The following is a 24,722-nucleotide window of genomic DNA, read 5'->3' as shown; positions in this document are numbered from 1 at the left end:
TCACACCAGACCCAGCAGGGTCAGCAGTAAATCAATTGCTTTGATACCGATAAACGGCACAACCAGACCACCCAGGCCATAGATCCACAAATTGCGGCGCAGCATCGCGGAAGCGGATAACGGTTTGTAACTCACGCCTTTCAGCGCTAGTGGGATCAGAAAGACGATAACCAGTGCGTTAAAGATAACCGCGCTGAGGATCGCCGAGTCCGGCGAATGCAGCCCCATCACGTTCAGCGCATTGAGCTGCGGGTAGGTGGCGGCGAACGCGGCCGGAATAATGGCAAAATACTTCGCTACGTCGTTGGCGATACTGAAGGTGGTCAGCGAACCGCGCGTCATCAGCATCTGTTTACCAATGTGCACCACTTCAATCAGTTTGGTGGGGTTGGAGTCGAGGTCCACCATGTTGCCCGCTTCTTTCGCTGCCTGGGTTCCGGAGTTCATGGCAACGGCCACATCGGCCTGAGCAAGGGCTGGTGCGTCGTTAGTTCCGTCGCCGGTCATCGCCACCAGACGACCTTCCGCCTGATACTGACGAATCAACGCCAGCTTGGCTTCCGGTGTGGCTTCGGCTAAGAAGTCATCCACTCCGGCTTCCGCGGCGATTGCGGCGGCGGTCAAACGGTTGTCGCCAGTGATCATCACCGTTTTGATCCCCATTTTACGCAGCTGGGCAAAACGCTCTTTAATCCCGCCTTTTACGATATCTTTCAGGGCAATCACGCCAAGTACGTGGGAGCCTTCAGCAACCACCAGCGGCGTAGCGCCAAGGCGTGCGACGTTTTCGACCTTCTGCTCAACGTCGGCGGGGAAGTGGCCGCCGTTGGCTTCGACGTGACGACGAATAGCATCGACCGACCCTTTGCGGATCATACGGTTGTCGATGTTGATCCCGCTCATCCGACTTTGGGCGGTAAACGGTACAAAGGTGGCGTGTAGCGATTGCACGTCGCGTATACGCAGATTAAAGCGCTGTTTAGCCAGAATCACGATGCTGCGGCCTTCCGGCGTTTCATCGGCCAGGGATGAAAGCTGCGCGGCATCGGCCAGCGTTTTTTCGTCCACGCCGTGGGCGGGCAGAAAATCTGAAGCCTGGCGGTTACCCAGCGTAATGGTGCCGGTTTTATCCAGCAGCAGTACATCCACGTCACCCGCCGCTTCTACTGCACGTCCGCTGGTGGCAATGACGTTCGCACCCAACATGCGGCTCATCCCGGCGACGCCAATCGCGGAGAGCAGCCCGCCTATCGTCGTAGGGATTAAACACACCAGCAGCGCAACCAATACAGTGACGCTGACCGCGCTACCGCCCCAGGCGGAAAACGGCCACAGCGTGGCCGTAGCCAGTAGAAAGACGATGGTCAGGGCTATCAACAGGATCGTCAGGGCAATTTCATTGGGCGTTTTACGCCGCTGTGCACCTTCAACCATGGCGATCATCCGGTCGAGGAACGTTTCACCAGGGTTTACGCTGCATTCGATAACCAACCAGTCGGAGAGGATGCGAGTCCCGCCGGTGACGGAGGCGAAATCACCACCGGATTCACGAATCACCGGCGCGGATTCACCGGTAATGGCGCTTTCATCTACCGACGCGCCTCCTTCGATCACCTCGCCGTCACACGGGATAATATCGCCAGCTTCCACCAGCACGATATCGCCTTTACGTAAATCATCGGCAGGGACGTGATCCATTGCCGCGCCGTATTTCGGTTCGCGAAGCTTGCGGGCAAAGGCGGTTTTTTTGACGCCTTTCAGGCTGTTGGCCTGAGCTTTACTGCGTCCTTCCGCCAGCGCTTCAGCAAAGTTGGCGAACAGAACGGTAATCCACAGCCACAGACTTATCGCACCGGTAAACCAAGGATTACCCGGCATATGGCCTGTTGCCATCGCCACGGTTAACAGGGTCGTTAACAGACTGCCCAACCAGACGATAAACATCACCGGATTACGCCATTGGGTATGTGGGCTTAATTTTTTCACGGCGTCCATCAGCGCCTGTGCGACCAGAGAGGGTTCGAACAGCGACAGTTGCTTGCGACTCATAGTAATGTGCTCCGCATCACTCAGTGTAATGACAGGTATTCTGCGACCGGGCCAAGCGCCAGGGCAGGAACAAAGGTGAGAGCGCCAACCAGTAACACCGTACCGATCAACAACCCGACAAACAGCGCGCCGTGGGTAGGTAGCGTGCCGGAGCTGGCTGGCTGGATCTTTTTACTGACCAGCGATCCGGCAATCGCCATCACGGGAATGATCACGCCGAAGCGACCGAAGAACATGCATAAGGCCAGCAGGCAGTTCCAGAACGGGCTGTTGGCGCTTAACCCGGCGAAGGCGCTACCGTTGTTGTTCGAGGCGGACGACACGGCATACAGCACTTCGCTAAACCCGTGTGGACCCGGGTTAAGCATGGCGCTGCGGCCAGCTTCGGTCATCATGGCGATCGCTGTGCCGAGCAGGACCAGCGCAGGGGTGACCAGAATCGCCAACGCGGTCATTTTCATTTCGCGCACGTCGATTTTCTTACCCAGATACTCTGGTGTGCGGCCAATCATTAACCCGGCGATAAATACCGCCAGCAGCACGAACAGCAGCATGCCGTACAGACCTGAACCCACGCCGCCGAAGACCACTTCACCAATCTGCATTAACCACATTGGCACCATGCCGCCCAGCGCAGTAAAGGAGTCATGCATCGCATCAACAGCACCGCAAGATGCCGCTGTCGTGACGACGGCAAACAGACTCGTGGCCAGCACGCCAAAGCGGCTCTCTTTGCCTTCCATGTTGATATTACTGTCTGCGCCGAATGCCATCAGGTGTGGGTTGCCCTGAACTTCAGCCCACATCACGACGGCCACGCAGACCACAAAAATCAGTGACATGGCCCACAGCAGGGTCCGTCCCTGGCGACGATCGCCCACCACATCACCAAAGGCAAAACACAGCGCGGTAGGAATTAAGAAAATAGCCAGCATCTGTACCAGATTGGTCAATGCGGTAGGGTTTTCAAACGGATGTGATGAGTTAGCGTTAAAGAAACCGCCCCCGTTAGTGCCAAGCATCTTAATCGCTTCCTGTGAGGCGACGGGCCCCATCGGCAGCAGTTGTTTAACTCCTTCAAGTGTGGTGATGGGCTGATAGGGCAACACGTTTTGCAGCACACCTTGCTGAATGAAGAACAGCGCAATGAGCAATGCAATGGGGAGCAAGATCCACAGCGTAATGCGAATCAGATCGACCCAGGCGTTGCCCAAGGTGTTCATACTCTGGCGCGTGAAGGCGCGGGTCAGGGCAAAAATCACCGCAATCCCGGTTGCCGCTGACAGGAAGTTTTGTACGGTCAGCCCGACCATCTGGCTGAAGTAGCTTAAGGTGGTTTCACCAGCATAGGATTGCCAGTTGGTATTAGTGACAAAACTCACCGCGGTGTTAAGCGCCAGATCCCATGAAAGCCCTGGCAGTTGCTGGGGATTTAACGGCAGCAGGTTTTGCGCCATCAGCATCGAAAACAGGACCAGCAGGCCCAGTACATTGAGCGCGAGGATCGCCAACAGATACTGCCGCCAGTTCATCTCCTGCTGTGAGATGCCCAGACCACGCCAGAGCAAATTCTCCACGCCAGTCAGGCCCGGCAGGGACGTATTATTGATCAGTCGAGCCAGCCCAAAGCCCAGCGGTCTGGCGACGACAAACAGCACCAGCAAGAAACTGGCAATGAGTAAAAATCCTTGGGCCGCCATCAGAACGCCTCCGCATTAATCAGGGCATACACCAAATAACCTAATAATAAAAAGACCAGCACAATGCCGGTTATCACGCCTGCACTCACAGTGCACCTCCAGTGGCATAAATGTGATAACCAGAGCGTAGATTTTTGCTTGCAAAGATTTCGCAAAAATCAGTGGGTGGGGTGTAAAAAAAGTATAAAAATGGCAAAGACCATTATTTAACTAATGATTAGTATTAATTTAACTTTTATGTAACTTAATTACAGTTTTTAGCTAAACGGAGCATCAATAGATAAAAATAAGTGGTCGGATGAGTAGCAAAATTACACACAAGGCGGTATTATTTTCATCAGTTAACCAAGTTTATTTTTCCGGTGCGATTCACCGAACAGATATATGGGAGAGGATTATGGACTTTTATAAAGAATATCCAGCACACATTGTTTTCTTGCGCCGTACCTTTGCCGTTGTGGCGGGCGTGCTGGCGCTGCCGGTCATGTTGTTCTGGAAAGACCGCGCCCGTTTTTACAGCTACCTGCACCGCGTCTGGTCTAAAACCAGTGATAAACCGGTGTGGATGGAGCAGGCTGAAAAAGCCACCTGCGATTTCTACTGATAGCTAATAAATCCCCAAAAGCCGCTGATATCAGCGGCTTTTTTGTTCATGATAGCTACACTTATCTCAGGAATGAGAAAGGAGCGATCATGAGCGAGAAAATCCCTGTTGGTATCAGTGCCTGTCTGTTGGGGGAGGCGGTTCGCTATGATGGTGGGCATAAGCGGCTGGCCTTTGCTGTAGAAGAACTGTCGCCGTGGGTCGCGTTCGAACCCGTATGCCCTGAAATGGGTATCGGGTTACCGGTCCCGAGACCTGCGCTGCATCTGGTCAAAGAGGGCGAGGCTGTCTCCCTGCGTTTTAGTGATAAGCGCGAGGGTGATTTGACAGACGTAATGACGGCTTTTAGTCAGCGACAAAGCAATCGTCTGGAGCATTTGTGTGGCTATATTGTCTGTGCAAAATCCCCCAGTTGCGGTATGGAACGGGTGCGGGTCTACGACGTGGAAGGCAAAAACAACCGTAAAGCGGGACGAGGGATCTTTACGTCCGTGCTGATGTCGACGTTACCCTGGCTTCCCGTGGAAGAGGACGGGCGTTTGCACGACCCGCAGATTCGGGAAAATTTTGTTGAGCGCATTTATGCCTTGCACGAGCTCAACGGTATCCGTCAGCAAGGGTTAACGCGCGGCGCACTAATCGATTATCACAGCCGTTACAAGCTATTACTGTTGGCCCATTCCCAGCCGGACTATCGCGAACTCGGGCGTTTTGTCGCGGCGATCGGCGAATGGCAAGATTTGCAGGCTTATTTTGTCGAGTATCGCTTAAGGCTGATGAGTTTGCTGGCGCATCTTCCCTCGCGGCGCAACCATACCAACGTGCTGATGCATGTCCAGGGCTATTTCCGTACGCAATTAAATTCTCGTCAGCGGCAGGAGCTGGCCTCTCTCATTGACGGGTATCGACGTTCGACTCAACCGCTGCTTGCGCCAATAACATTACTCAAACACTATATGGCGGAATATCCGGATGCTTATCTCTCCGGGCAGCGCTATTTCAATCCCTGGCCAGAGGCTCTGCGTTTGCGCTACGGGCGTTAAGTTTTTTCTTCAGGAGTGTTATGACCACCCATTTGGTCTGGTTTCGGCGTGATTTACGCCTGCACGACAACCTCGCGCTGGCGGCGGCTTGTCGGGATCGTTCTGCGCAGGTGCTGGCGTTATATATCGCTACCCCCGAGCAGTGGAAGGCCCACGATATGGCCCCGCGCCAGGCGGCATTTACCTGCGCGCAGTTGAATGCGTTACAAACAGCGCTGGCAGAAAAAGGCATCCCTTTACTGTTTTACGAAGTGGCTGATTTTGCGGCCAGCGTGGACCCCATCAAAAGTGTCTGCCTGCAGCATGACGTCAGTCGATTATTTTATAACTATCAATATGAAATAAACGAACGCCAGCGTGATGCTGCCGTCGAAAAGTCCTTACCTCAGGTGGTGTGCGAAGGGTTTGACGACAGCGTGATCCTGCCCCCGGGGGCGGTGATGACCGGGAATCATGAGATGTATAAAGTGTTCACGCCGTTTAAAAATGCCTGGCTGAAGCGGATTAAAGACGGTATTCCAGAATGCGTTAGCGCGCCGAAAATGAGGGACAGCGGCGCACTCAGCACGTCGTTAAGCGCAATAACGCTGAGCTATCCGCAGCAATATTTTGATGCGCAGAGGTTTGTGGCAGATGAAAAATTGGCCATCGCGCAATTACGCCATTTTTGCCAGCAGGCTGTGGGAGAATACGAGCAGCAGCGTGATTTTCCCGCGATTGACGGGACCAGTCGATTATCCGCGAGCCTGGCGACAGGAGGACTATCACCGCGCCAGTGCCTGAATCGACTGCTCGCGGAGCAGCCGCAAGCGCTTGAGGGCGGCAGGGGTAGCGTCTGGCTGAACGAGCTTATCTGGCGTGAATTTTATCGTCATCTGATGACTTACCATCCGGCGCTGTGTCGGTATCAACCCTTTATCCGCTGGACCGATCGCGTGCAATGGCAGAATAATCCGACGCATTTGCAGGCCTGGAAAACGGGTAGTACGGGTTACCCTATTGTGGATGCGGCGATGCGTCAGCTCAACGCCACGGGCTGGATGCATAATCGATTACGCATGATTACCGCCAGTTTTTTGGTCAAGGACCTGCTGATTGACTGGCGTAAAGGCGAACAATATTTCATGTCGCAACTGATTGATGGTGACCTCGCGGCCAATAACGGCGGCTGGCAGTGGGCAGCCTCAACCGGAACCGACGCCGCACCGTATTTCCGTATCTTTAACCCCACGACGCAGGGCGAAAAATTCGACTGTGACGGTGAGTTTATCCGCCAGTGGGTGCCGGAACTGCGCGACGTGCCGGGTAAAGCCATTCATGACCCGTGGTCGTGGGCAGAAAAAGCGCAGGTAACACTAAGTTATCCTCGCCCGATTGTGGATCATAAACAGGCAAGGCTGGCGACGCTGGCGGCATATGAGGCGGCGCGCAAGGGGTAAAGGCATGGTGGATTTTGCGTAATACCTTCCAACAGAATGAACATGTTGCAGTCGGGTGATTTTAGCGCTGAAGCGTGCGCTCAGTACCGTAAATACCCTGCTGCACAAGTTTTCTCTCAGCAGTAAATTTCCGTCATCTGAATGAAAATGACGGAAATTAATGACAACGCCAACGACCTCCACCCCGCATGATGCGGTGTTTAAAACGTTTTTACATCATCCCGAAACTGCACGAGATTTTCTCGACATTCACCTGCCAGCTGAACTGCGGATGCTTTGCGATTTGAATTCGCTGCAACTGGAGTCAGAAAGCTTTATTGAAGCGGATTTACGTTCGCGCTACTCCGACGTGCTCTGGTCTTTGCACACACGCAACGGTGACGGTTATGTCTATGTGGTGATAGAGCATCAAAGTTCAGCCGAGCCACATATGGCTTTTCGTCTGTTGCGTTATGCGCTGGCGGCGATGCAGCGCCATCTGGACGCAGGGCACAAGGAACTGCCGCTGGTGATACCGATGCTGTTTTATCATGGCTGCCGAAGCCCCTATCCGTACTCATTGTGCTGGCTGGATACCTTTGCCGACCCCGTGGCGGCAAGACAGCTTTATTCCAGCGCATTTCCGTTGGTAGACATAACGGTGGTACCCGATGATGAGATCATGGCTCACAGGCGAATGGCGCTGCTGGAATTAATGCAAAAACATATCCGTCAGCGGGATTTGATGGGGCTGATAGAACAACTGACCACGCTACTACTTACTGGATGCACTAATGACACGCAACTGCAGGCGATGTTTAATTACATCCTACGATCCGGCGATGAATCTCGCTTTAATGAGTTTATGCAAGAGATGGCACAACGGATCCCCCAACATAAGGAGAGGCTGATGACTATTGCGGAGCGGTTACGGTTAGATGGATTACAGGAAGGTTTACAACAAGGGCTACAACAAGGCAAAGAAGTAGGAAAGCGAGAAGCCGCATTACGTATAGCGCAAACTATGCTGGAGCAGGGAATAGATCGCGCAATGGTACTACTAGTGACGGGGCTTACTGAAGAGGAACTCGCTGCAAGTTATGCGTAATTACCCGAAAAAACAGGCCCGAATAGTATTACATCATCGGGCCCTTACACTCAGGATTCTACCGCCAGCGGACGGTTTCTGAACTTAAGCGACTGGTACAGCCAAATCAGCAGCACCAACACCACGCAGGCCAGCGCGCCCCAGGTAATTTCGCTAAAGACATCAATATACGCATTGATGGAGTAGTTGATAGCGCCAGCAGCATCAAACGAGCCTTGCGACGTCTGATCGGCGATAACGCCTGCCAGATAGTTGGCGATGGCGCCGGACAGCAGCATATAAATGCCTGTTAATACGCCAGTCACCCCAGGGATCTCAATACGCGTAATTTGCGACATCGCCACCGGGTCGATAAACAGTTCGGCAAAGCCCATGACCGCCAGCCCCAATACCATCAGCGGCATGGAAGAGTGGCCGTAAGCTGCGGACCAGCGGGCGCTTAAGGTCAGAATGCAGAACCCTGCGCTCATTAAACCGAGGCCAAGGGCGAATTTACCCCAAATACGTACGGTACGATTGCCGCCAACGCTTTCTTTGATTACCCAGGCCAGCACGATACCGCACAGCATAACGGCAAAGGCGTTAACCGACTGGAACATCGCGGTCGGGACGGAATACCCCAAAATATCGCGATTTACGAAGCGGTCAATATACAGGCTAATCGAGCTGCCGCCCTGTTGAGCAAAGGCCCAGAACAGCAAGCTGAAGAAGGTCAGCGTGACGATAAGCCCCAATTCTTTGCGCTGCTTTTGGGTTTGCGCCTGACGGTAAATCTTCGCCAGAACCGCCAGACCAATAACCGTGGCAACAATCAGTGCGTAAACGGACCACTCTTTCCAGAACAGGACGGTAATCAGTAACGGTGCTGCAACCAGCAGAACTAACAGCCAGGCCCAGTTTGGCAGCATATACTTTTTCGCACACAGCACAGCCTTGTTGACGCCAGTGGTATGAGCGAAATGGCGATTACCGCATAAGAAAATCACCAACCCTGCCAGCATGCCAATCGCAGCCAGCGCAAAGCCCATCGCCCAGCTGTACTCTTCCTGCACGTATCCGCAGGCAATCGGTGCGATGATCGAACCGATGTTACCGGCTGCGTAGAGCAGAGAGAATCCACCGTCGCGACGCGGATCTTCAGGTTGATATAACTCGCCCAGCAGGCAACTAATGTTGGATTTAAACAGACCGTAGCCGCAGACAATGATCGCCAGCGACAAATAAAGGAACGCCGGAGCCATTTCGCTTGCGCCCAATACCAGATGTCCCACCGCCATTAAAAATGCGCCGATCATCACCGCCATTCGATTCCCGAGCACTTTATCTGCCAGGTATCCCCCGAGAATGGGGGTGACGTAGACCAGTGAACAGTAGGCGCTGAACAGTTCATATGCGTGATTATCGTCGTACTTGAGCTGGTTAGTGAGATACAGGATCAGCAGCGCACGCATGCCGTAAAAACTGAAATATTCCCAGATTTGTAGCGCGACGACGTAATAAATCGCCCGTGGTTGAGATGCTTGTTTATTCATTATTTTCTCGAAGTAAATGCCTCGCGACAGGCTGAGCGTACTGCGCGAGCGTGTTTCCTTAAAGTTGTAACTTTGATACAGATCTGATTATTTTTGCAATATGCTGTCTGATTGCATAAATATACATGAATTGGATCGCGTAGTGGTAAGCAAATCATGTTCAAAGCGGGTGTGATTGTTTCTTGATGTGTCAGTGAAATGGCTATCGACGAACGCAGGCGAGGACGCTATTTTAACCTAAGCTGTGTTGCTGATTAGGCAGGCAGAATTAATGACTACGAGGACGATGATGAAAAACACCGAACTGGAACAACTGATCAACGACAAACTGAACAGCGCCGCCATTAGCGACTATGCGCCGAATGGTTTGCAGGTTGAGGGCAAAGAGACGGTGCATAAAATCGTGACCGGCGTGACCGCAAGTCAGGCGCTGCTGGATGAGGCGGTGCGCCTGCAGGCCGATGCGGTTATCGTTCATCACGGTTATTTCTGGAAAGGCGAATCTCCGGTAATTCGCGGAATGAAGCGCCATCGTCTGAAAACGCTGTTGGAAAACGATATCAACCTGTATGGCTGGCACCTGCCGCTGGATGCTCACCCGGAACTGGGGAATAACGCGCAGTTGGCCGCGCTGTTGGGGATTACCGTGATGGGTGAGATCGAACCGCTGGTGCCATGGGGAGAACTCTCCATGCCGGTTCCGGGACTGGAGTTGGCATCGTGGATTGAAGCGCGTTTAGGCCGTAAACCGTTATGGTGTGGTGATACCGGTCCGGAAAAAGTTCAGCGCGTCGCCTGGTGTACGGGGGGCGGTCAAAGTTTTATTGATAGCGCAGCCCGGTTTGGCGTCGACGCTTTTATCACTGGTGAAGTTTCAGAGCAAACCATTCACTCAGCCCGCGAGCAGGGGCTGCATTTTTATGCTGCCGGTCACCATGCGACCGAACGCGGCGGCATTCGCGCATTAAGCGATTGGCTTAATGAAAATACCGATCTGGACGTGACTTTTATCGATATTCCTAATCCAGCGTAATAAAGAGGGACGAAAGTGCAGCGAGCGCGTTGTTATCTGTTAGGTGAAACGGCAGTGGTTCTTGAACTGGAACCGCCCATTACGCTGGCGACTCAGAAACGCATCTGGCGTCTGGCCCAGCGTCTGGTTGATGCCCCGAATGTACTGGAAGCTATTCCAGGCATGAACAATATCACGGTGACCTTGCGCGACCCGCAAACGCTGGCGCTGGATGCGATTGAGCGCCTGCAACGCTGGTGGGAAGAGAGTGAAGCACTGGAGCCGGATTCGCGCTTTATTGAAATTCCCGTCACCTATGGCGGTGAGGCCGGTCCCGATCTGGCAGAGGTCGCCCGGCACAGCGGATTAAGTGACAAGCAGGTTGTGGAACTTCATGCGTCGGTTGATTACGTGGTGTGGTTTATCGGTTTTCAGCCGGGATTCCCCTATCTCGGGAGCTTACCTGAACAACTGCATACCCCAAGACGTGCGGAACCGCGTTTGCTTGTTCCGGCAGGTTCTGTCGGTATCGGTGGATCTCAAACGGGGATCTACCCGCTTTCCACGCCTGGCGGGTGGCAATTGATTGGGCGTACTTCCGTTTCGTTATTTGATCCAAAACGGGAGGAGCCGATTCTGTTGCGGGCTGGCGATACCGTGCGTTTTGTCCCGCAGAAGGAGGGGATATGTTAAACATCATCCGCGCTGGCATGTATACCTCAGTACAGGACGGGGGACGTCATAGTTTTCGTCAATCCGGAATCAGTCACTGTGGGGCGCTGGATAAACCGGCGCTGAACGTGGCTAACCTGCTGGTGGGTAATGATGCGAATGCCGCAGCGCTGGAAATCACGCTGGGGCAACTGGTGGTGGAGTTTGAAGCCGATGGCTGGTTTGCCCTGACCGGTGCCGGATGCGAAGCGCATCTGGATCGTACGCCCGTGTGGAGCGGATGGCGGTTACCGGTAAAAGCCGGGCAGCGCCTGACGCTAAAACGTCCGCTTCATGGCATGCGCAGTTATCTGGCGGTAGCGGGCGGTATTGATGTTCCTGAAGTGATGGGCTCGCGTAGTACCGATCTGAAAGTGGGCATTGGTGGGTTTGAAGGGCGTCTACTGCGTGATGGCGATCGACTGGCGATTGGCGTATCTACCCGGAAATTCAGCGAGCCGCAAGGTGTTAAGCAACTGATGTGGGGTAATCTCATTCGTGCGCTGCCCGGACCTGAATATCAGGAGTTTGATGAGGTATCGCAGGCTTCGTTCTGGCGCTCACCGTGGCAACTTAGCCCACAAAGTAACCGTATGGGGTATCGTCTTCAGGGGCAGCCGCTGACGCGCACGACCGATCGCGAGCTGCTGTCGCATGGCTTGCTCCCCGGCGTGGTGCAGGTTCCACATAATGGCCAACCCATTGTGCTGATGAACGATGCTCAGACGACGGGCGGTTATCCGCGCATCGCCTGTATCATCGAGGCAGATATGTATCATCTGGCGCAGATCCCGCTCGGTCAACCGATTCATTTTGTGCAGTGTTCGCTGGAGGAAGCGCTGAAGGCGCGGTACGACCAGCAGCGTTACCTGGAACAGTTAGCATGGCGACTTAACAATGAAAATTGATCTCAATGCAGACCTCGGTGAGGGATGTGCGAACGATGCAGCGTTGCTGCAATTGGTGTCATCGGCCAACATCGCCTGTGGGTTTCACGCAGGCGATGCGCAAACCATGCTCTCAAGCGTGCGCGAAGCGCTAAAAAATGGCGTAGCGATAGGTGCGCATCCCAGCTTTCCGGATCGGGAAAATTTTGGCCGTAGCGCCATGACCCTGCCTGCACAAACGGTGTATGCGCAGACGCTGTATCAAATTGGCGCGCTGGCTGCCATCACGCGGGCGGAGGGCGGTGTGATGCATCATGTCAAACCGCATGGCATGCTCTATAACCAGGCAGCGAAAGATCCTCAACTGGCTGATGCGATTGCGAAAGCGGTTCATGCCTGCGATCCGTCGCTGATTTTAGTGGGACTGGCGGGAAGCGAACTGATTCGTGCTGGAGAACACTATGGCCTGGTAACGCGTCAGGAGGTGTTTGCCGATCGGGGTTATCAGGCCGATGGCAGCCTGGTGCCGCGTAGTCAGCCGGGCGCACTGATTGAGGATGAAGAGCAGGCGTTGGCGCAAACGTTAGAAATGGTGCAATCCGGCAGAGTAAAAAGCCAAAGTGGGACATGGGCGAGCGTGACTGCCCAGACGGTATGCATTCATGGGGATGGCGAGCACGCACTCGCTTTTGCCCGCCGCTTGCGTAGCGCCTTTGAAGCATGCAATATTCAAATTAGCGCATAAATTTATTCATACAAAACAATAATATATTACACAACAACATAAGGGATTTAATTATGGGAGAGGCTATTTCTCTCTGGCCATTGACGGGGATCGCCGTCATCGTGGTCGGATTTCTTTTACGTTTTAACCCGGTATTGGTGGTTATTATTGCCGGGATTGTCACGGGGCTGGCGGCGCATATGCCTATCGCCACTATTCTCGAGAAACTGGGTGAAGGTTTTCTTAACACCCGCAACCTACCGTTTATCCTGCTGATCCCACTGGCGGTAATCGGTCTGCTGGAACGTCACGGTCTGAAAGAGCGTGCGCAGGCGTGGATTGCAAAAATCCGCAGCGCTACCAGCGGCCGCCTGCTGATTGTCTATCTGTTCATTCGCGAAGCGACCGCTGCATTAGGACTCACCAGTCTGGGGGGGCATCCGCAAATGGTGCGTCCGCTGCTGGCGCCGATGGCGGAAGGGGCCGCTGAGAAAAATCACGGCGAGATACCTGGGGCGGTACGCTATCGACTGCGCGCAATGTCAGCGGCGACCGATAACGTCGGGCTGTTTTTCGGTGAAGATATCTTTGTTGCTTTCGGCGCCATCATCTTCATGCATAACTTTATGCTGGAGTCTGGTGGGATCCAGACCGAACCGCTGCATATCGCCCTATGGGGGATCCCAACGGCAATTTGTGCTTTCCTGATCCACGGCACACGTTTGTGGCGTCTGGATAGCTATTTGCAACGTGAGGTGGCGAAAGCGAACGCCGCAGCGAAAGGGGAAGCGCAATGAATTTTCAACAAAGCTATCTCTACTGGCTGGCGGGCGCGGTATTACTGATTGTGGCCGTCATGTCCTGGCAGGATAAAGCGAACCCGCGTCGCTTCACCACTGGTCTGTTTTGGGGCATATACGGCGTACTGTTTCTGCTTGGCGACTGGACATTCTCGCTGTTTGGCGACAAGCGCGCGGTGCATATTGCCGTCGGTATTGCGGTGGTCGTCCTGGCGCTGATCGCCGGTTTCGGCGGCGTAAAGCTGGGAAGCTATCATCAACGGACGCAGCAACAGCGCGAAGAAAGTGCCAGTCGCTTGGGCAACCGCCTTTTTTTCCCGGCGCTGGCGATCCCGGTAGTAACGGTTATTGGCGTGCTGATGTTCAACCATATTCCGGGCTTACAGGATGCGCTGTTTGGGCCGGGTAATCACGCCACGCTGGTGACGCTTTTTTCCATGACCGCAGGTTCGTTGATTGGTCTGGCGATGGCAATAAAAATGACCCATGAGCGGGTGCATCAACCGATCCAGGAGGCGCGCCGTCTGCTGGACTCCATCGGCTGGGCGTTCATCCTGCCACAGATTCTGGCTACGCTCGGGCTGTTGTTTACGGCAGCGGGCGTAGGCAGCGGCATTTCATATCTGACGCAGGAATATCTGGCGGTAGACAGTCGCTTTATCGCAGTGGCGGTGTACACCATCGGCATGGCATTGCTGACTATGGTCATGGGCAATGCGTTTGCTGCTTTCCCGATCGTGACCGCTGGGATTGGTATTCCAATTCTTGTACTGCAACACGGTGGTAATCCGGCGGTAATGGCGGCGATTGGTATGTTCTCCGGTTATTGCGGGACACTGATGACGCCGATGGCGGCGAACTTTAACATTGTCCCTGCTGCGCTGCTGGAACTACCGGACAAAAACGCGGTGATTAAAGCGCAGGTGCCAACCGGCATACTGCTGCTATTGGTCAACGTGTTCCTGATGTATTTCCTGATGTTCTTGTAAGGTGACAGGATGAAAACAGTACTCATCACGGGATTTGAACCCTTTGGCGGCGAATCAGTTAACCCTTCCTGGGAAGTGGTCTCGGGACTCGATAATGCTATCATCGGTGGATGCCGCGTCGTTGCCCGCCAACTGCCGTGCGTCTTTGGCGAGTCTCTTACCGTACTCAATGGCGCAATTGACGCGCTGTCGCCATCGCTGGTCCTGGCGGTGGGGCAGGCAGGTGGCCGCACGGATATCACCGTGGAACGCGTGGCGATTAACGTTGACGATGCGCGTATTGCGGATAATCAGGGGCAACAGCCGGTAGATGTGCCGATTGTAGCCGATGGTCCAGCGGCATGGTTTAGCACGTTGCCGATCAAAGCGATGGTTATGGCGATGCGCAACGCGGGAATTCCGGCCTCGGTTTCCCAGACCGCTGGTACTTTCGTGTGTAACCACGTGATGTATGGCCTGCTGCATAAACTACGCGACGCACCGGCGGTGAAGGGCGGCTTTATTCACATCCCTTATTTGCCGCAACAGGCCGCACAGCATCCCGGGGCGCCAAGTATGGCGGCTGAAACAGTACGCCGGGCGCTGGAAGTCGCAATTGCCACCTCCTTGCAGGTGGAAAGCGATATCGCAGTGACGGGCGGTGCAACACATTAACAAAGGACAGTATTATGCCTGAAGGCCCGGAGATCCGCCGCGCGGCGGATAACCTGGAGGCGGCAGTCAAAGGCAAACCCCTGACGGAAGTCTGGTTTGCCTTTGAGCAGTTAAAACCGTATCAATCTCAACTAATTGGGCAGAGTGTTACCCAGCTTGAAACGCGAGGGAAAGCATTACTGACCCATTTTTCTAATGGCCTGACGCTGTACAGTCACAATCAGCTCTATGGTGTGTGGCGAGTGGTGGATACCGGCGAAATTCCGCAAACTTCGCGGGTACTGCGCGTCAGTCTGCAAACACATGACAAGACAATTCTGCTGTATAGCGCGTCTGATATCGAAATGCTGACGCCAGAACAGCTAACCACCCACCCGTTCCTGCAACGGGTTGGGCCGGATGTACTGGATTTACGTTTAACGCCCGATGAGGTTAAAGCGCGTCTGTTATCTCCGCGTTTTTGCAATCGCCAGTTTTCTGGTCTGCTACTGGACCAGGCGTTTCTGGCGGGATTAGGTAACTACCTGCGGGTAGAGATCCTCTGGCAGGTAGGGTTGACCGGGCAGCATAAAGCGTCGCAGCTTAGTGATGAGCAACTGGATCAACTGGCACATGCGCTGCTTGATATTCCGCGCCTGTCTTATAATACCCGCGGGCTGGTCGATGAGAATAAACATCACGGTGCGTTGTTTCGCTTCAAGGTCTTTCATCGGGACGGCGAAGCCTGTGAGCGTTGTGGTGGGACTATCGAGAAAACGATGCTCTCCTCGCGACCTTTTTACTGGTGTCCGGGATGTCAGCACTAAGCGGGCCGTTTTGGCGCGTGCACCGAAATAAACCGCGCGACTGCGGGGCCAGTTAACAAAATGCTGAACAGTCGCAGGGTTTGCATCGCCATGATGAGCGCCATATCAGCGTGGCTTCCTGCGGCAATCACCGCGACAGAATCCACGCCACCTGGACTGGTCGCCAGATAGGCAGTGAGAAAATCAATCTGCATGTAATGCGCCAGTCCCCAGGCCATAGCGGCGCAGATCGCCATCAGTGAAAAAATGGACAACAGGATCTGCGGCAAAGGGCGCAGCGCCATTAAAAATATCTGCTTGTCAAAGCCCAGGCCGATTTGCCAGCCGATGGCCATATAGGCTATCGCCAGTAGCCATTCCGGCAGTTCAATCACCATCACTCCGCTTGCATTCAGCAAGGCACCCACCAGCATCGGCAATAGCATGACGCCAGAGGGAATACGCAGTAAGCGTCCAGCCGTGCCGGCAACGGCGGCCAGCATCAGAGTGCTGAAAAGATTGCCGCTTAGAGGCGGAAACCAGATGATTTGTTCACTGACCGCCTGCGCCTGGTCGCCCATCACCAGACGGGTGACCATCGCCGCCGCGCCGACCACCAACAGTACACGCAGATACTGCATAAACGCCACCAGTCGGATGTCGGCACCATAATCCTGCGCCATCGCCACCATTGCCGCTGCGCCGCCTGGTGACGAGCCCCATGCGCCGGTGTTACCCGGTAGATTACTGTAGCGAACCAGCAGCCAGCCGATTATCGCGCTGCTGATAAGGGTTGCCAGCAGGATAACAATCACCATCGGCCAGTGGGCTGCAAGGGTTGTGAAGATTGAACCGGTCAGATTTTGGGCAATCATGCAGCCGAGAATCGCCTGCGCGCCAAGAAATGTGCAGCGGGGAGGATGCAGAGAGATGCCGCGCAGACTGAAGATGATGCCGACGATCATCGAACCGAGCAGCAAGGGTCCTGGAAGATGAATAAGCAGAAAGAGCAGGGAAAGCAGGAGCGATAGCACAAACAACAGGCTCCACTGCAAAACAGGCATCCCATGCTCCTGAGTTATATGCTGCGTTTAACGTGTTGATACAGCATAGAGAAAAAGTCCGCTGAAAAAAATATCAAGTATCAATAAAAACGGACTAACCGGTGATCGGGTATTGATGCCTGTTATCTGAATAAATCATCGACAGCATCATTCCATGCATGCCCAAAGACAGACCATTCCTGACTGATTGTAGGTGGAAAACCGCTCCGGCAGTATCCATTTTTAGATTCAAAATTAAAGACGCCGTGTGGGTAACCATTTATCAGCAACACACATTTCTTACTGTCTTCTGACCAACCGATCTTCACATCTGATGGGATATGCCCATCTGAAACATCTTCTGCATTGTAAATATGCAGTGCATCTTTGATAGGATTTCCGTCAGCAGATTCATCAAGTGCATAGAAGTACCCGGTTTGACCATCATCTTCAAATACAGCCGTGTAAGAACCTTCTGGGGCCAAACTTTCTATTACCTGTGCTTCACCGACAATGAGTTGAGCTTGAACCGTAACCGTGATCGTCATTTTAAATTCCCACATGTATAAATATTCGTTGTTATATAATTTACACTGATAATTCGAGTGTTTGATTTGAAAATTTTTAGGTTGATTGTTTAAATGATGAGCGTCCCTGGGACTTACGCCATCTTTTGATTTCATCAATGACGCCTTGTGGGCTGTCTTCCCTGTCATCCGTGGGATAAAAAATCAATCCATTACTTTCCGGATGGTCCACGATTTTATCGAAATGATCGACTAATGAGTCGATGTAAGATTCACGATCCATTTCTCCCTGGTAGCGCGGGTTTGCAGAGAATTCATTTAGGAAGTCTAAGAATTCGGATTCAGTGTAGTCTTCGAGTTTTTGCTTAAGATGATTCATATATTCACCTTTATAATAAGATGCTTTGCAGAGTGTTATTATTTGTTTTTTGAATGCTTATTCAACTTTTAAGACAAAAAGGTAACTGTTCTAAAACTATGTTTAACTTTTCAATTAACTCATTTTTATCCCATCCAGAGGATATTTTTATCATAGGGTGATCCCAGTCACTATTTTGTATCACTTGAATGATAAATTTACCACCTTCTTCAAATGAAGGATACCAACCAATGTCTACAACAACTCCATCATTTAAGGCTAGCTGAAATAAATCTTCATCTAATCGTGTTACCTCTTCCAACTCAGTTTTGTTGAAATCTAAAGCTGATATTTCGTCGTAAATATTCTCTACATTTTCGATATGATAGTTATTTCCTAAAATGCAGTAATTTGTTTTCATTTTGTTAATTTCCTGGCCTCATTTGAACCTATTGGATGAGAGTGAATAGTTCCTTGAGATTCTTTGGTAACCACCCATTTCGTTTCCTTTCCTTTATAAGCGCCTTGGACATTATTGAATTCTTTAACTTTCCAGTTTTGTCCATTAGTTGTTGGAGTACCATTCTCCCATACATCCTGGTCTACAGATTCGATATGGACTTCTGGTTTGAATTTTGCTGGACCAGACTTCGTATTTTTTATCACTTCCTCCCAGGGTCTATTTTTGGAAGGATAGTGCTTATGTCTATGAGTATAAGATGTTTTTCTCTCGCTGAGGTAAACATATATCGGCTGAATGCCTGAATCGGCCGGAAAGACCAGAATATAATCGTTAAAATCGGCGACATCGGGCACAAGGAACGGCGGCGTGGTGTATTCGTTTTTGCCATCCGGGATTGGTGTCACCAGAATGGTTGGCTGATCCAGCGGTGGAACATTGCTACCCGTATGTGTGGGTAAATCGCCGGTCGCAGGATTTTCCGGCGTCCATGTGATTAACGGCCCGTCTGCGTCGTGGGCAGGCGTAAATTCATAGCGATGATGTTCATCGTTCCACAGCATATTCGCGACGCGCACGTTTTCATAAGGAGTACCTTCGCCGGTATGCACGCCGTAGACTTGCGATTTACCGTGAATGTCGGTTCCCCAGAAAAAACGAACCCGGGTGGTGGCAGTGCCACCTACCAGCGCCTTTTTCCGCAGTTCTTCCTCATACCAGAACTCATCACGTCCGGGAACGCGTGCGCTGCCCGTACCCGCGGACGGAATATACAGCGCGGAAGCTAGCGCTCCGATATAAGGAACGCCGCGTGCGGCGCTGAGCATGCCACTGAGTGACCACTCGCCCCACACCTGCGTCAGCCCACCTAAGATCGGCAGCGCGGCCGAGGCTTCTGCGGGCTGTGCATATCCGCAACAATCATCGACGGAAGATTGTGCGAAAACCGCCATCTGTCCGAAGTTTTCAGCCGATTCTTCACGGCTCCCCGCGTCTGTACAGCCTTTTTCTTTCAGACAGGATTTAGCATAGACCGGCGTAACTGCTGGAATGTGTGGTGCAGGGGGAGAAGGGCGTTTCACTATGGGTTTTATCGTACTGACCGGCTGAGGGCGGGGTGGTATAAACAAACGGTTGTACTCAGCAGGCAATGCCAGGTAGTCAAACTCAGTGTTGGCAATCAGGTGTTTGCAAAGAATATAGTCATACGATACTGCAATTTCTTCGGTATCCAGCTCGTTTAGGGCCACATAGGTTTGTATGCTTTTTACCGATGCATTTCTTAATTGAATATAATAGAAGCGTTCCCATCTACCAAATCTGTTTATTCTCCATAAATCAATTTCAATAAACAGACGTTCATTATTATTGATGGCGTTAATCAATAATGGTGTGCTTTTATCAATTAGTTTTGTGAAGTTCAGTGGCTGGGTATTAATACCAGAATCAGTATTAGCTAATCCATTCGAAAGTGAAAAAACAAAAATCTCATCAGGATGGTTTTCCTGCCAGCGATTCCCTACTGACGCGGAAGTGCCGCAGCCGGAAGAAATATTTCCTTGTTGTTCACCTGTTATCTTCAGGTAAATAAGATCGCCCATGCCATTTAATCCAGAGATGTATTTTATAAGGCCGAATTAAATAGCTAATAAATTTAAAAATCAAATTATGCGTTGGCGATTGATGCTATATAAAAGGGGGTGCATGTCTGAAATGTATTATGGGACGAATTGGCTGATGAGAATAATATTAATGAGATGAATGCGGTAATTTGAGCAGGGTCTGAGAAAAGCCACCGGAATTACCCGGTGGCCTGAACAATTAACGCTTAATATCAGATTTAAAATCGCGCTTGTCGTAGCCGGTGTACAGCTGACGCGGACGGGCGATTTTCATGCCGTCGGTGTGCATTTCGTTCCAGTGTGCAATCCAGCCAACGGTACGCGCCATGGCGAAGATAACGGTGAACATGGAGGACGGAATACCCATCGCTTTCAGGATTATGCCGGAGTAGAAGTCTACGTTCGGGTAGAGTTTCTTCTCGATGAAGTATGGGTCGTTGAGCGCAATGTGCTCAAGTTCCATCGCCACTTCCAGCAGATCATCTTTGGTGCCCAGTTCTTTCAGCACTTCGTGGCAGGTTTCACGCATGACGGTAGCGCGCGGGTCATAGTTTTTATAAACACGGTGACCAAAGCCCATCAGGCGGAAGGAATCATTCTTGTCTTTCGCGCGGCGAACAAATTCCGGAATGTGTTTAACAGAGCTGATTTCTTCCAGCATTTTCAGCGCAGCTTCGTTTGCGCCGCCGTGTGCCGGTCCCCACAGGGAAGCGATACCAGCCGCGATGCAGGCAAACGGGTTAGCGCCAGAAGAGCCCGCGGTACGTACAGTAGAGGTTGAGGCGTTCTGTTCGTGGTCAGCGTGCAGGATTAAGATACGGTCCATGGCGCGTTCCAGAATCGGATTCACTTCGTATTTTTCGCACGGCGTAGAGAACATCATGTTCAGGAAGTTACCGGCGTAGGAGAGATCGTTACGCGGGTACACGAACGGCTGCCCGATGGAATACTTGTAGCACATCGCTGCCATGGTTGGCATTTTGGACAGCAGGCGGAAGGCGGCGATTTCACGGTGACGCGCGTTGTTTACATCCAGCGAGTCATGATAAAACGCTGCCAGCGCTCCGGTGACACCGCACATAACGGCCATCGGGTGAGAGTCGCGGCGGAAACCGTGGAACAGACGCGTGATCTGCTCGTGGATCATGGTATGGCGAGTGACTGTGGTTTTGAACTCGTCGTACTCTTCCTGCGTCGGTTTTTCGCCGTACAGCAGGATATAACACACTTCCAGATAGTTGGACTCGGTCGCCAACTGGTCAATCGGGAAGCCGCGATGCAGCAAAACACCTTCGTCACCGTCGATGAAAGTAATTTTGGATTCGCAGGATGCGGTAGAGGTAAAACCTGGGTCAAAAGTAAACATCCCTTTTGAGCCAAGACTACGAATATCAATAACGTCCTGACCGAGCGTACCTTTCAGCACATCCAGTTCAATAGCAGCGTCACCATTTAGAGTGAGTTTTGCTTTAGTATCAGCCATTTACGGTCTCCTTAGCGCCTTATTGCTTAAGACTGCCGGAACTCAAATTTGCCTTCGTGCATCAATAAACCGTTACCAGTTTGTTATTTGGCTCGCCGCTCTGCGAAAGAGGGGATGACCTGGGTACAGAGCTATGGGCGCTTGCAGGTAAAACGGTCTTTTTATGGCGAATAAACTGCAAATCAAGAACTTAGCAATCCGAATTATTTAACCTGTCTATCACTAATAACTGTCCTGAAGGTATTGGTCAATACTTCCACACTGTTACATAACTAAATCTCCGGTGAAAGAGTGACCCCATAACTTTTACGCATTATATGCTTTTTCTGGTGTCGTTTGTAACAACTTTGTTTAATGATTGTCAAATCAGATGATTAAAAATTAAAATAATGTTGTTATCGTGACCTATGTCACTGTTCGGGATAAAACCCGACAAACTATATGTAGGTTAATTGTAATGATTTTGTGAACGTCCTATACTGCCGCCAGGTCTCCGGAATACCCTGCAATCCCGAGCCAACCAGCGTTGTAACGTGTCGTTTTAGCATCTGGAAGCAGTGTTTTATATGACGCGTAGTTATAGTAAGGACGCTGTCTGACCCGCACGCAGACCGGAGGAAGGAAATCCCGTCGTCTTTCAGGCTACAGGTGTCTTCATCTTCTGTACCCGAAGTCTAAAGGGAATAATAAGAACAGCATGTGGGCGTTATTCATGATAAGAAATGTGAAAAAACAAAGACCTGTCAATCTGGATCTGCAAACGATCCGGTTCCCAATCACGGCGATAGCGTCCATTCTCCATCGCGTATCCGGAGTGATCACCTTCGTGGCGGTCGGGATTCTGTTGTGGTTATTGGGTACCAGCCTTTCCTCCCCTGAAGGTTTCCTCACCGCGTCATCCATTATGAATAACTTCTTTGTGGAGTTAATTCTGTGGGGGATCCTGATTGCGCTGGCATATCACGCCGTAATGGGCATTCGCCATCTGTTGATGGATTTTGGCTATATCGAAGAAACCCTCGAAGCAGGGACACGCTCCGCCAAAATTTGTTTCGTTATTATTGTCGTGCTTTCACTTCTCGCAGGAGTCCTCGTATGGTAAGCAACGCCTCCGCATTAGGACGCAACGGCGTACATGACTTCATTCTGGTCCGTGCTACCGCTATCGTTCTGACGTTATACATCATCTTTATGGTCGGTTTCTTCGCCACCAGCGGCGAGCTGACGTATGAAGTCTGGACCGGTTTCTTCTCATCGGCATTCACCAAAGTCTTCACCCTGCTGGCACTTTTCTCCATCTTGATTCATGCCTGGATCGGCATGTGGCAGGTGTTGACCGACTACGTTAAACCTCTGGCTGTGCGCCTGATTCTGCAACTGGCTATCGTTGTTGCGCTGGTGGTTTACGTCATTTATGGATTTGTTGTGGTGTGGGGTGTGTAATGAAACTGCCAGTCAGAGAATTTGATGCTGTTGTGATTGGTGCCGGCGGCGCAGGTATGCGCGCGGCGCTGCAAATTTCCCAGAGCGGGCAGACTTGTGCGCTGCTCTCTAAAGTGTTCCCAACCCGTTCCCATACCGTATCCGCGCAGGGTGGCATCACCGTTGCGCTCGGTAATACCCATGAAGATAACTGGGAATGGCACATGTACGACACCGTTAAAGGGTCGGACTACATTGGTGACCAGGACGCTATTGAATATATGTGTAAAACCGGTCCGGAAGCGATTCTGGAACTGGACCACATGGGGCTGCCGTTCTCTCGCCTCGACAATGGCACAATTTATCAACGTCCGTTTGGCGGCCAGTCGAAGAACTTCGGCGGTGAGCAAGCGGCACGTACTGCGGCAGCGGCAGACCGTACCGGTCATGCGCTGTTGCACACGCTGTATCAGCAGAACCTGAAAAACCATACCACCATCTTCTCAGAATGGTATGCGCTGGATCTGGTAAAAAATGCCGATGGCGCGATTGTCGGTTGTACCGCGTTGTGTATTGAAACCGGTGAGGTAGTTTACTTCAAAGCCCGTGCGACCGTGCTGGCGACCGGCGGTGCTGGCCGTATTTATCAGTCCACCACCAATGCCCACATCAATACTGGTGACGGTGTTGGTATGGCTATCCGCGCTGGCGTGCCGGTGCAGGATATGGAAATGTGGCAGTTCCACCCAACCGGTATCGCCGGTGCGGGCGTTCTGGTCACAGAAGGCTGCCGTGGTGAAGGTGGCTACCTGCTGAACAAACACGGTGAGCGCTTCATGGAGCGTTATGCCCCGAATGCAAAAGACCTGGCGGGTCGTGACGTGGTGGCGCGTTCCATCATGATCGAAATCCGTGAAGGTCGCGGCTGCGACGGCCCGTGGGGTCCGCACGCTAAGCTGAAACTCGACCACTTGGGTAAAGAAGTGCTGGAATCCCGTCTGCCGGGCATTCTCGAACTGTCCCGTACCTTTGCTCACGTTGACCCGGTTAAAGAGCCGATTCCGGTTATCCCAACCTGCCACTATATGATGGGCGGTATTCCGACCAAAGTTACTGGCCAGGCGCTGACTGTGAATGAGCAGGGCGAAGATGTGGTGATCCCGGGGCTGTTTGCCGTCGGCGAAATCGCCTGTGTGTCGGTTCACGGCGCCAACCGTCTCGGCGGCAACTCGCTGCTGGACCTGGTGGTGTTTGGTCGTGCGGTGGGTCTGCATCTGCAGGAATCTATCGCTGAGCAGGGTGACCTGCTGGATGCGACCGAAGATGAAATCGATGCTTCTCTGGCACGACTGAACCGCTGGAACGGTAACCGTAACGGTGAAGACCCGGTGGCGATTCGCAAAGCGCTGCAAGAATGTATGCAGCATAACTTCTCGGTTTTCCGCGAAGGCGATGCGATGGCGAAAGGTCTGGAAGAGCTGAAAGCGATTCGCGAACGCCTGAAAAATGCCCGTCTGGACGATACCTCCAGCGAGTTCAACACCCAGCGCGTTGAGTGTCTGGAGTTGGATAACCTGATGGAGACCGCGTACGCCACTGCAGTATCTGCAAACTTCCGTACCGAAAGCCGTGGCGCGCATAGCCGCTTCGACTTCCCGGAACGTGATGATGAAAACTGGCTGTGCCATTCCCTGTACCTGCCAGAGTCGGAATCCATGACGCGACGTCAAGTCAATATGGAACCGAAGCTGCGCCCGGCATTCCCGCCGAAGATTCGTACTTATTAATGCG

Annotated in this window: 25 protein-coding genes and 1 pseudogene; 15 read left to right on the top strand and 11 right to left on the bottom strand. The window is 52.3% G+C overall.

What is annotated here, in order from left to right:
* Genes kdpB through kdpF form a run of 3 tightly spaced genes read right to left on the bottom strand, consistent with a single transcriptional unit; the run spans window position 1 to window position 3,838 of the window.
* On the bottom strand, window positions 1-2,049 hold the full coding sequence (gene kdpB, locus SK39_RS04415) for a potassium-transporting ATPase subunit KdpB (RefSeq protein ID WP_032938523.1): 2,049 nt from the start codon (window positions 2,047-2,049) through the stop codon (window positions 1-3).
* Between the two features lie 20 nt (window positions 2,050-2,069).
* Entirely contained in the window at window positions 2,070-3,749 is a 1,680-nt protein-coding gene (gene kdpA / locus SK39_RS04410) for a potassium-transporting ATPase subunit KdpA (protein WP_032938522.1), read from the bottom strand.
* Complete coding sequence (gene kdpF, locus SK39_RS26790) at window positions 3,749-3,838, bottom strand: K(+)-transporting ATPase subunit F (RefSeq protein WP_001670793.1); 90 nt, start codon at window positions 3,836-3,838, stop codon at window positions 3,749-3,751. Before kdpF ends, kdpA begins: the two co-directional genes overlap by 1 nt.
* Before the next feature lie 308 nt (window positions 3,839-4,146).
* Between kdpF and SK39_RS04400 the strand changes: the two genes are divergently transcribed.
* From SK39_RS04400 to SK39_RS04385, 4 genes are all read left to right on the top strand, one after another.
* The gene (locus tag SK39_RS04400) at window positions 4,147-4,353 is read left to right on the top strand and encodes a YbfA family protein (protein ID WP_003022870.1); all 207 of its coding nucleotides are present in this window, start codon (window positions 4,147-4,149) and stop codon (window positions 4,351-4,353) included.
* A gap of 89 nt (window positions 4,354-4,442) precedes the next feature.
* A complete protein-coding gene (locus SK39_RS04395; RefSeq protein ID WP_003835465.1) occupies window positions 4,443-5,396 on the top strand; it encodes a YbgA family protein in 954 nt (317 codons plus the stop codon).
* A 20-nt stretch (window positions 5,397-5,416) separates the two neighbouring features.
* Window positions 5,417-6,835: a deoxyribodipyrimidine photo-lyase gene (gene phrB, locus SK39_RS04390; protein WP_048216698.1), complete on the top strand. Its 1,419-nt coding sequence runs from the start codon at window positions 5,417-5,419 to the stop codon at window positions 6,833-6,835.
* A 160-nt stretch (window positions 6,836-6,995) separates the two neighbouring features.
* Complete coding sequence (locus tag SK39_RS04385; RefSeq protein ID WP_032938519.1) at window positions 6,996-7,922, top strand: Rpn family recombination-promoting nuclease/putative transposase; 927 nt, start codon at window positions 6,996-6,998, stop codon at window positions 7,920-7,922.
* A gap of 50 nt (window positions 7,923-7,972) precedes the next feature.
* Here SK39_RS04385 and dtpD read toward each other — a convergent pair whose 3' ends face one another.
* On the bottom strand, window positions 7,973-9,454 hold the full coding sequence (gene dtpD, locus SK39_RS04380; protein ID WP_003847348.1) for a dipeptide permease DtpD: 1,482 nt from the start codon (window positions 9,452-9,454) through the stop codon (window positions 7,973-7,975).
* Between the two features lie 289 nt (window positions 9,455-9,743).
* Between dtpD and ybgI the strand changes: the two genes are divergently transcribed.
* Genes ybgI through nei form a run of 8 tightly spaced genes read left to right on the top strand, consistent with a single transcriptional unit; the run spans window position 9,744 to window position 16,037 of the window.
* A complete protein-coding gene (gene ybgI / locus SK39_RS04375; RefSeq protein ID WP_003022887.1) occupies window positions 9,744-10,487 on the top strand; it encodes a radiation resistance protein YbgI in 744 nt (247 codons plus the stop codon).
* A gap of 15 nt (window positions 10,488-10,502) precedes the next feature.
* Window positions 10,503-11,159 (top strand): 5-oxoprolinase subunit PxpB, encoded by a 657-nt coding sequence (gene pxpB, locus SK39_RS04370; protein ID WP_003835457.1) that lies wholly within the window; start codon window positions 10,503-10,505, stop codon window positions 11,157-11,159.
* Window positions 11,153-12,085, top strand: a complete 933-nt coding sequence (gene pxpC, locus SK39_RS04365; RefSeq protein WP_032938517.1) for a 5-oxoprolinase subunit PxpC — start codon at window positions 11,153-11,155, stop codon at window positions 12,083-12,085. The genes pxpB and pxpC overlap by 7 nt, the downstream gene beginning before the upstream one ends.
* Window positions 12,075-12,809 carry a 5-oxoprolinase subunit PxpA gene (gene pxpA / locus SK39_RS04360; protein WP_003835451.1) on the top strand — a complete coding sequence of 245 codons (735 nt, stop codon included), beginning with the start codon at window positions 12,075-12,077 and terminating at the stop codon, window positions 12,807-12,809. The genes pxpC and pxpA overlap by 11 nt, the downstream gene beginning before the upstream one ends.
* A gap of 53 nt (window positions 12,810-12,862) precedes the next feature.
* Complete coding sequence (locus tag SK39_RS04355) at window positions 12,863-13,585, top strand: DUF969 domain-containing protein (RefSeq protein WP_003835449.1); 723 nt, start codon at window positions 12,863-12,865, stop codon at window positions 13,583-13,585.
* Window positions 13,582-14,577, top strand: coding sequence for a DUF979 domain-containing protein (locus SK39_RS04350; protein ID WP_003847337.1), 996 nt, complete (start codon window positions 13,582-13,584; stop codon window positions 14,575-14,577). The genes SK39_RS04355 and SK39_RS04350 overlap by 4 nt, the downstream gene beginning before the upstream one ends.
* A 9-nt stretch (window positions 14,578-14,586) precedes the next feature.
* Entirely contained in the window at window positions 14,587-15,231 is a 645-nt protein-coding gene (gene pcp, locus SK39_RS04345) for a pyroglutamyl-peptidase I (RefSeq protein ID WP_048216697.1), read from the top strand.
* 14 nt (window positions 15,232-15,245) lie between these two features.
* Entirely contained in the window at window positions 15,246-16,037 is a 792-nt protein-coding gene (gene nei / locus SK39_RS04340; protein ID WP_003847331.1) for an endonuclease VIII, read from the top strand.
* Here nei and SK39_RS04335 read toward each other — a convergent pair.
* From SK39_RS04335 to SK39_RS27360, 7 genes and pseudogenes are all read right to left on the bottom strand, one after another.
* The gene (locus tag SK39_RS04335; protein WP_048216696.1) at window positions 16,034-17,080 is read right to left on the bottom strand and encodes an AbrB family transcriptional regulator; all 1,047 of its coding nucleotides are present in this window, start codon (window positions 17,078-17,080) and stop codon (window positions 16,034-16,036) included. The two genes, nei and SK39_RS04335, sit on opposite strands and share 4 nt — an antisense overlap.
* Window positions 17,081-17,202: 122 nt before the next feature.
* Window positions 17,203-17,607, bottom strand: a complete 405-nt coding sequence (locus SK39_RS04330) for a DUF2251 domain-containing protein (protein WP_032938540.1) — start codon at window positions 17,605-17,607, stop codon at window positions 17,203-17,205.
* Window positions 17,608-17,683: 76 nt separating this feature from the next.
* Window positions 17,684-17,965 (bottom strand): bacteriocin immunity protein, encoded by a 282-nt coding sequence (locus tag SK39_RS04325; protein ID WP_032938511.1) that lies wholly within the window; start codon window positions 17,963-17,965, stop codon window positions 17,684-17,686.
* A 61-nt stretch (window positions 17,966-18,026) separates the two neighbouring features.
* Window positions 18,027-18,365: a hypothetical protein gene (locus SK39_RS04320; protein WP_048216695.1), complete on the bottom strand. Its 339-nt coding sequence runs from the start codon at window positions 18,363-18,365 to the stop codon at window positions 18,027-18,029.
* Complete coding sequence (tssD, locus tag SK39_RS04315) at window positions 18,362-20,005, bottom strand: type VI secretion system tube protein TssD (protein ID WP_048216694.1); 1,644 nt, start codon at window positions 20,003-20,005, stop codon at window positions 18,362-18,364. Before tssD ends, SK39_RS04320 begins: the two co-directional genes overlap by 4 nt.
* A gap of 220 nt (window positions 20,006-20,225) precedes the next feature.
* Window positions 20,226-21,509 carry a citrate synthase gene (locus tag SK39_RS04310; protein WP_003831404.1) on the bottom strand — a complete coding sequence of 428 codons (1,284 nt, stop codon included), beginning with the start codon at window positions 21,507-21,509 and terminating at the stop codon, window positions 20,226-20,228.
* Between the two features lie 203 nt (window positions 21,510-21,712).
* Window positions 21,713-21,823, bottom strand: a pseudogene (locus SK39_RS27360) (hypothetical protein).
* A gap of 383 nt (window positions 21,824-22,206) precedes the next feature.
* Between SK39_RS27360 and sdhC the strand changes: the two are divergent.
* The 3 genes from sdhC to sdhA are packed head-to-tail and all read left to right on the top strand — an operon-like array spanning window position 22,207 to window position 24,718.
* Entirely contained in the window at window positions 22,207-22,611 is a 405-nt protein-coding gene (gene sdhC, locus SK39_RS04305; protein ID WP_003831406.1) for a succinate dehydrogenase cytochrome b556 subunit, read from the top strand.
* Window positions 22,605-22,952 carry a succinate dehydrogenase membrane anchor subunit gene (sdhD, locus tag SK39_RS04300; protein ID WP_003022916.1) on the top strand — a complete coding sequence of 116 codons (348 nt, stop codon included), beginning with the start codon at window positions 22,605-22,607 and terminating at the stop codon, window positions 22,950-22,952. The genes sdhC and sdhD overlap by 7 nt, the downstream gene beginning before the upstream one ends.
* Complete coding sequence (gene sdhA / locus SK39_RS04295; protein ID WP_003022919.1) at window positions 22,952-24,718, top strand: succinate dehydrogenase flavoprotein subunit; 1,767 nt, start codon at window positions 22,952-22,954, stop codon at window positions 24,716-24,718. The genes sdhD and sdhA overlap by 1 nt, the downstream gene beginning before the upstream one ends.
* The last annotated feature ends 4 nt before the right edge of the window (window positions 24,719-24,722 follow it).

Origin of the sequence: Citrobacter sp. BIDMC107 (genome assembly GCF_001037575.1) — a bacterium.
Taxonomy (GTDB): Bacteria; Pseudomonadota; Gammaproteobacteria; order Enterobacterales; family Enterobacteriaceae; genus Citrobacter; species Citrobacter freundii.
This window is presented reverse-complemented; position numbering and strand designations above follow the sequence as displayed.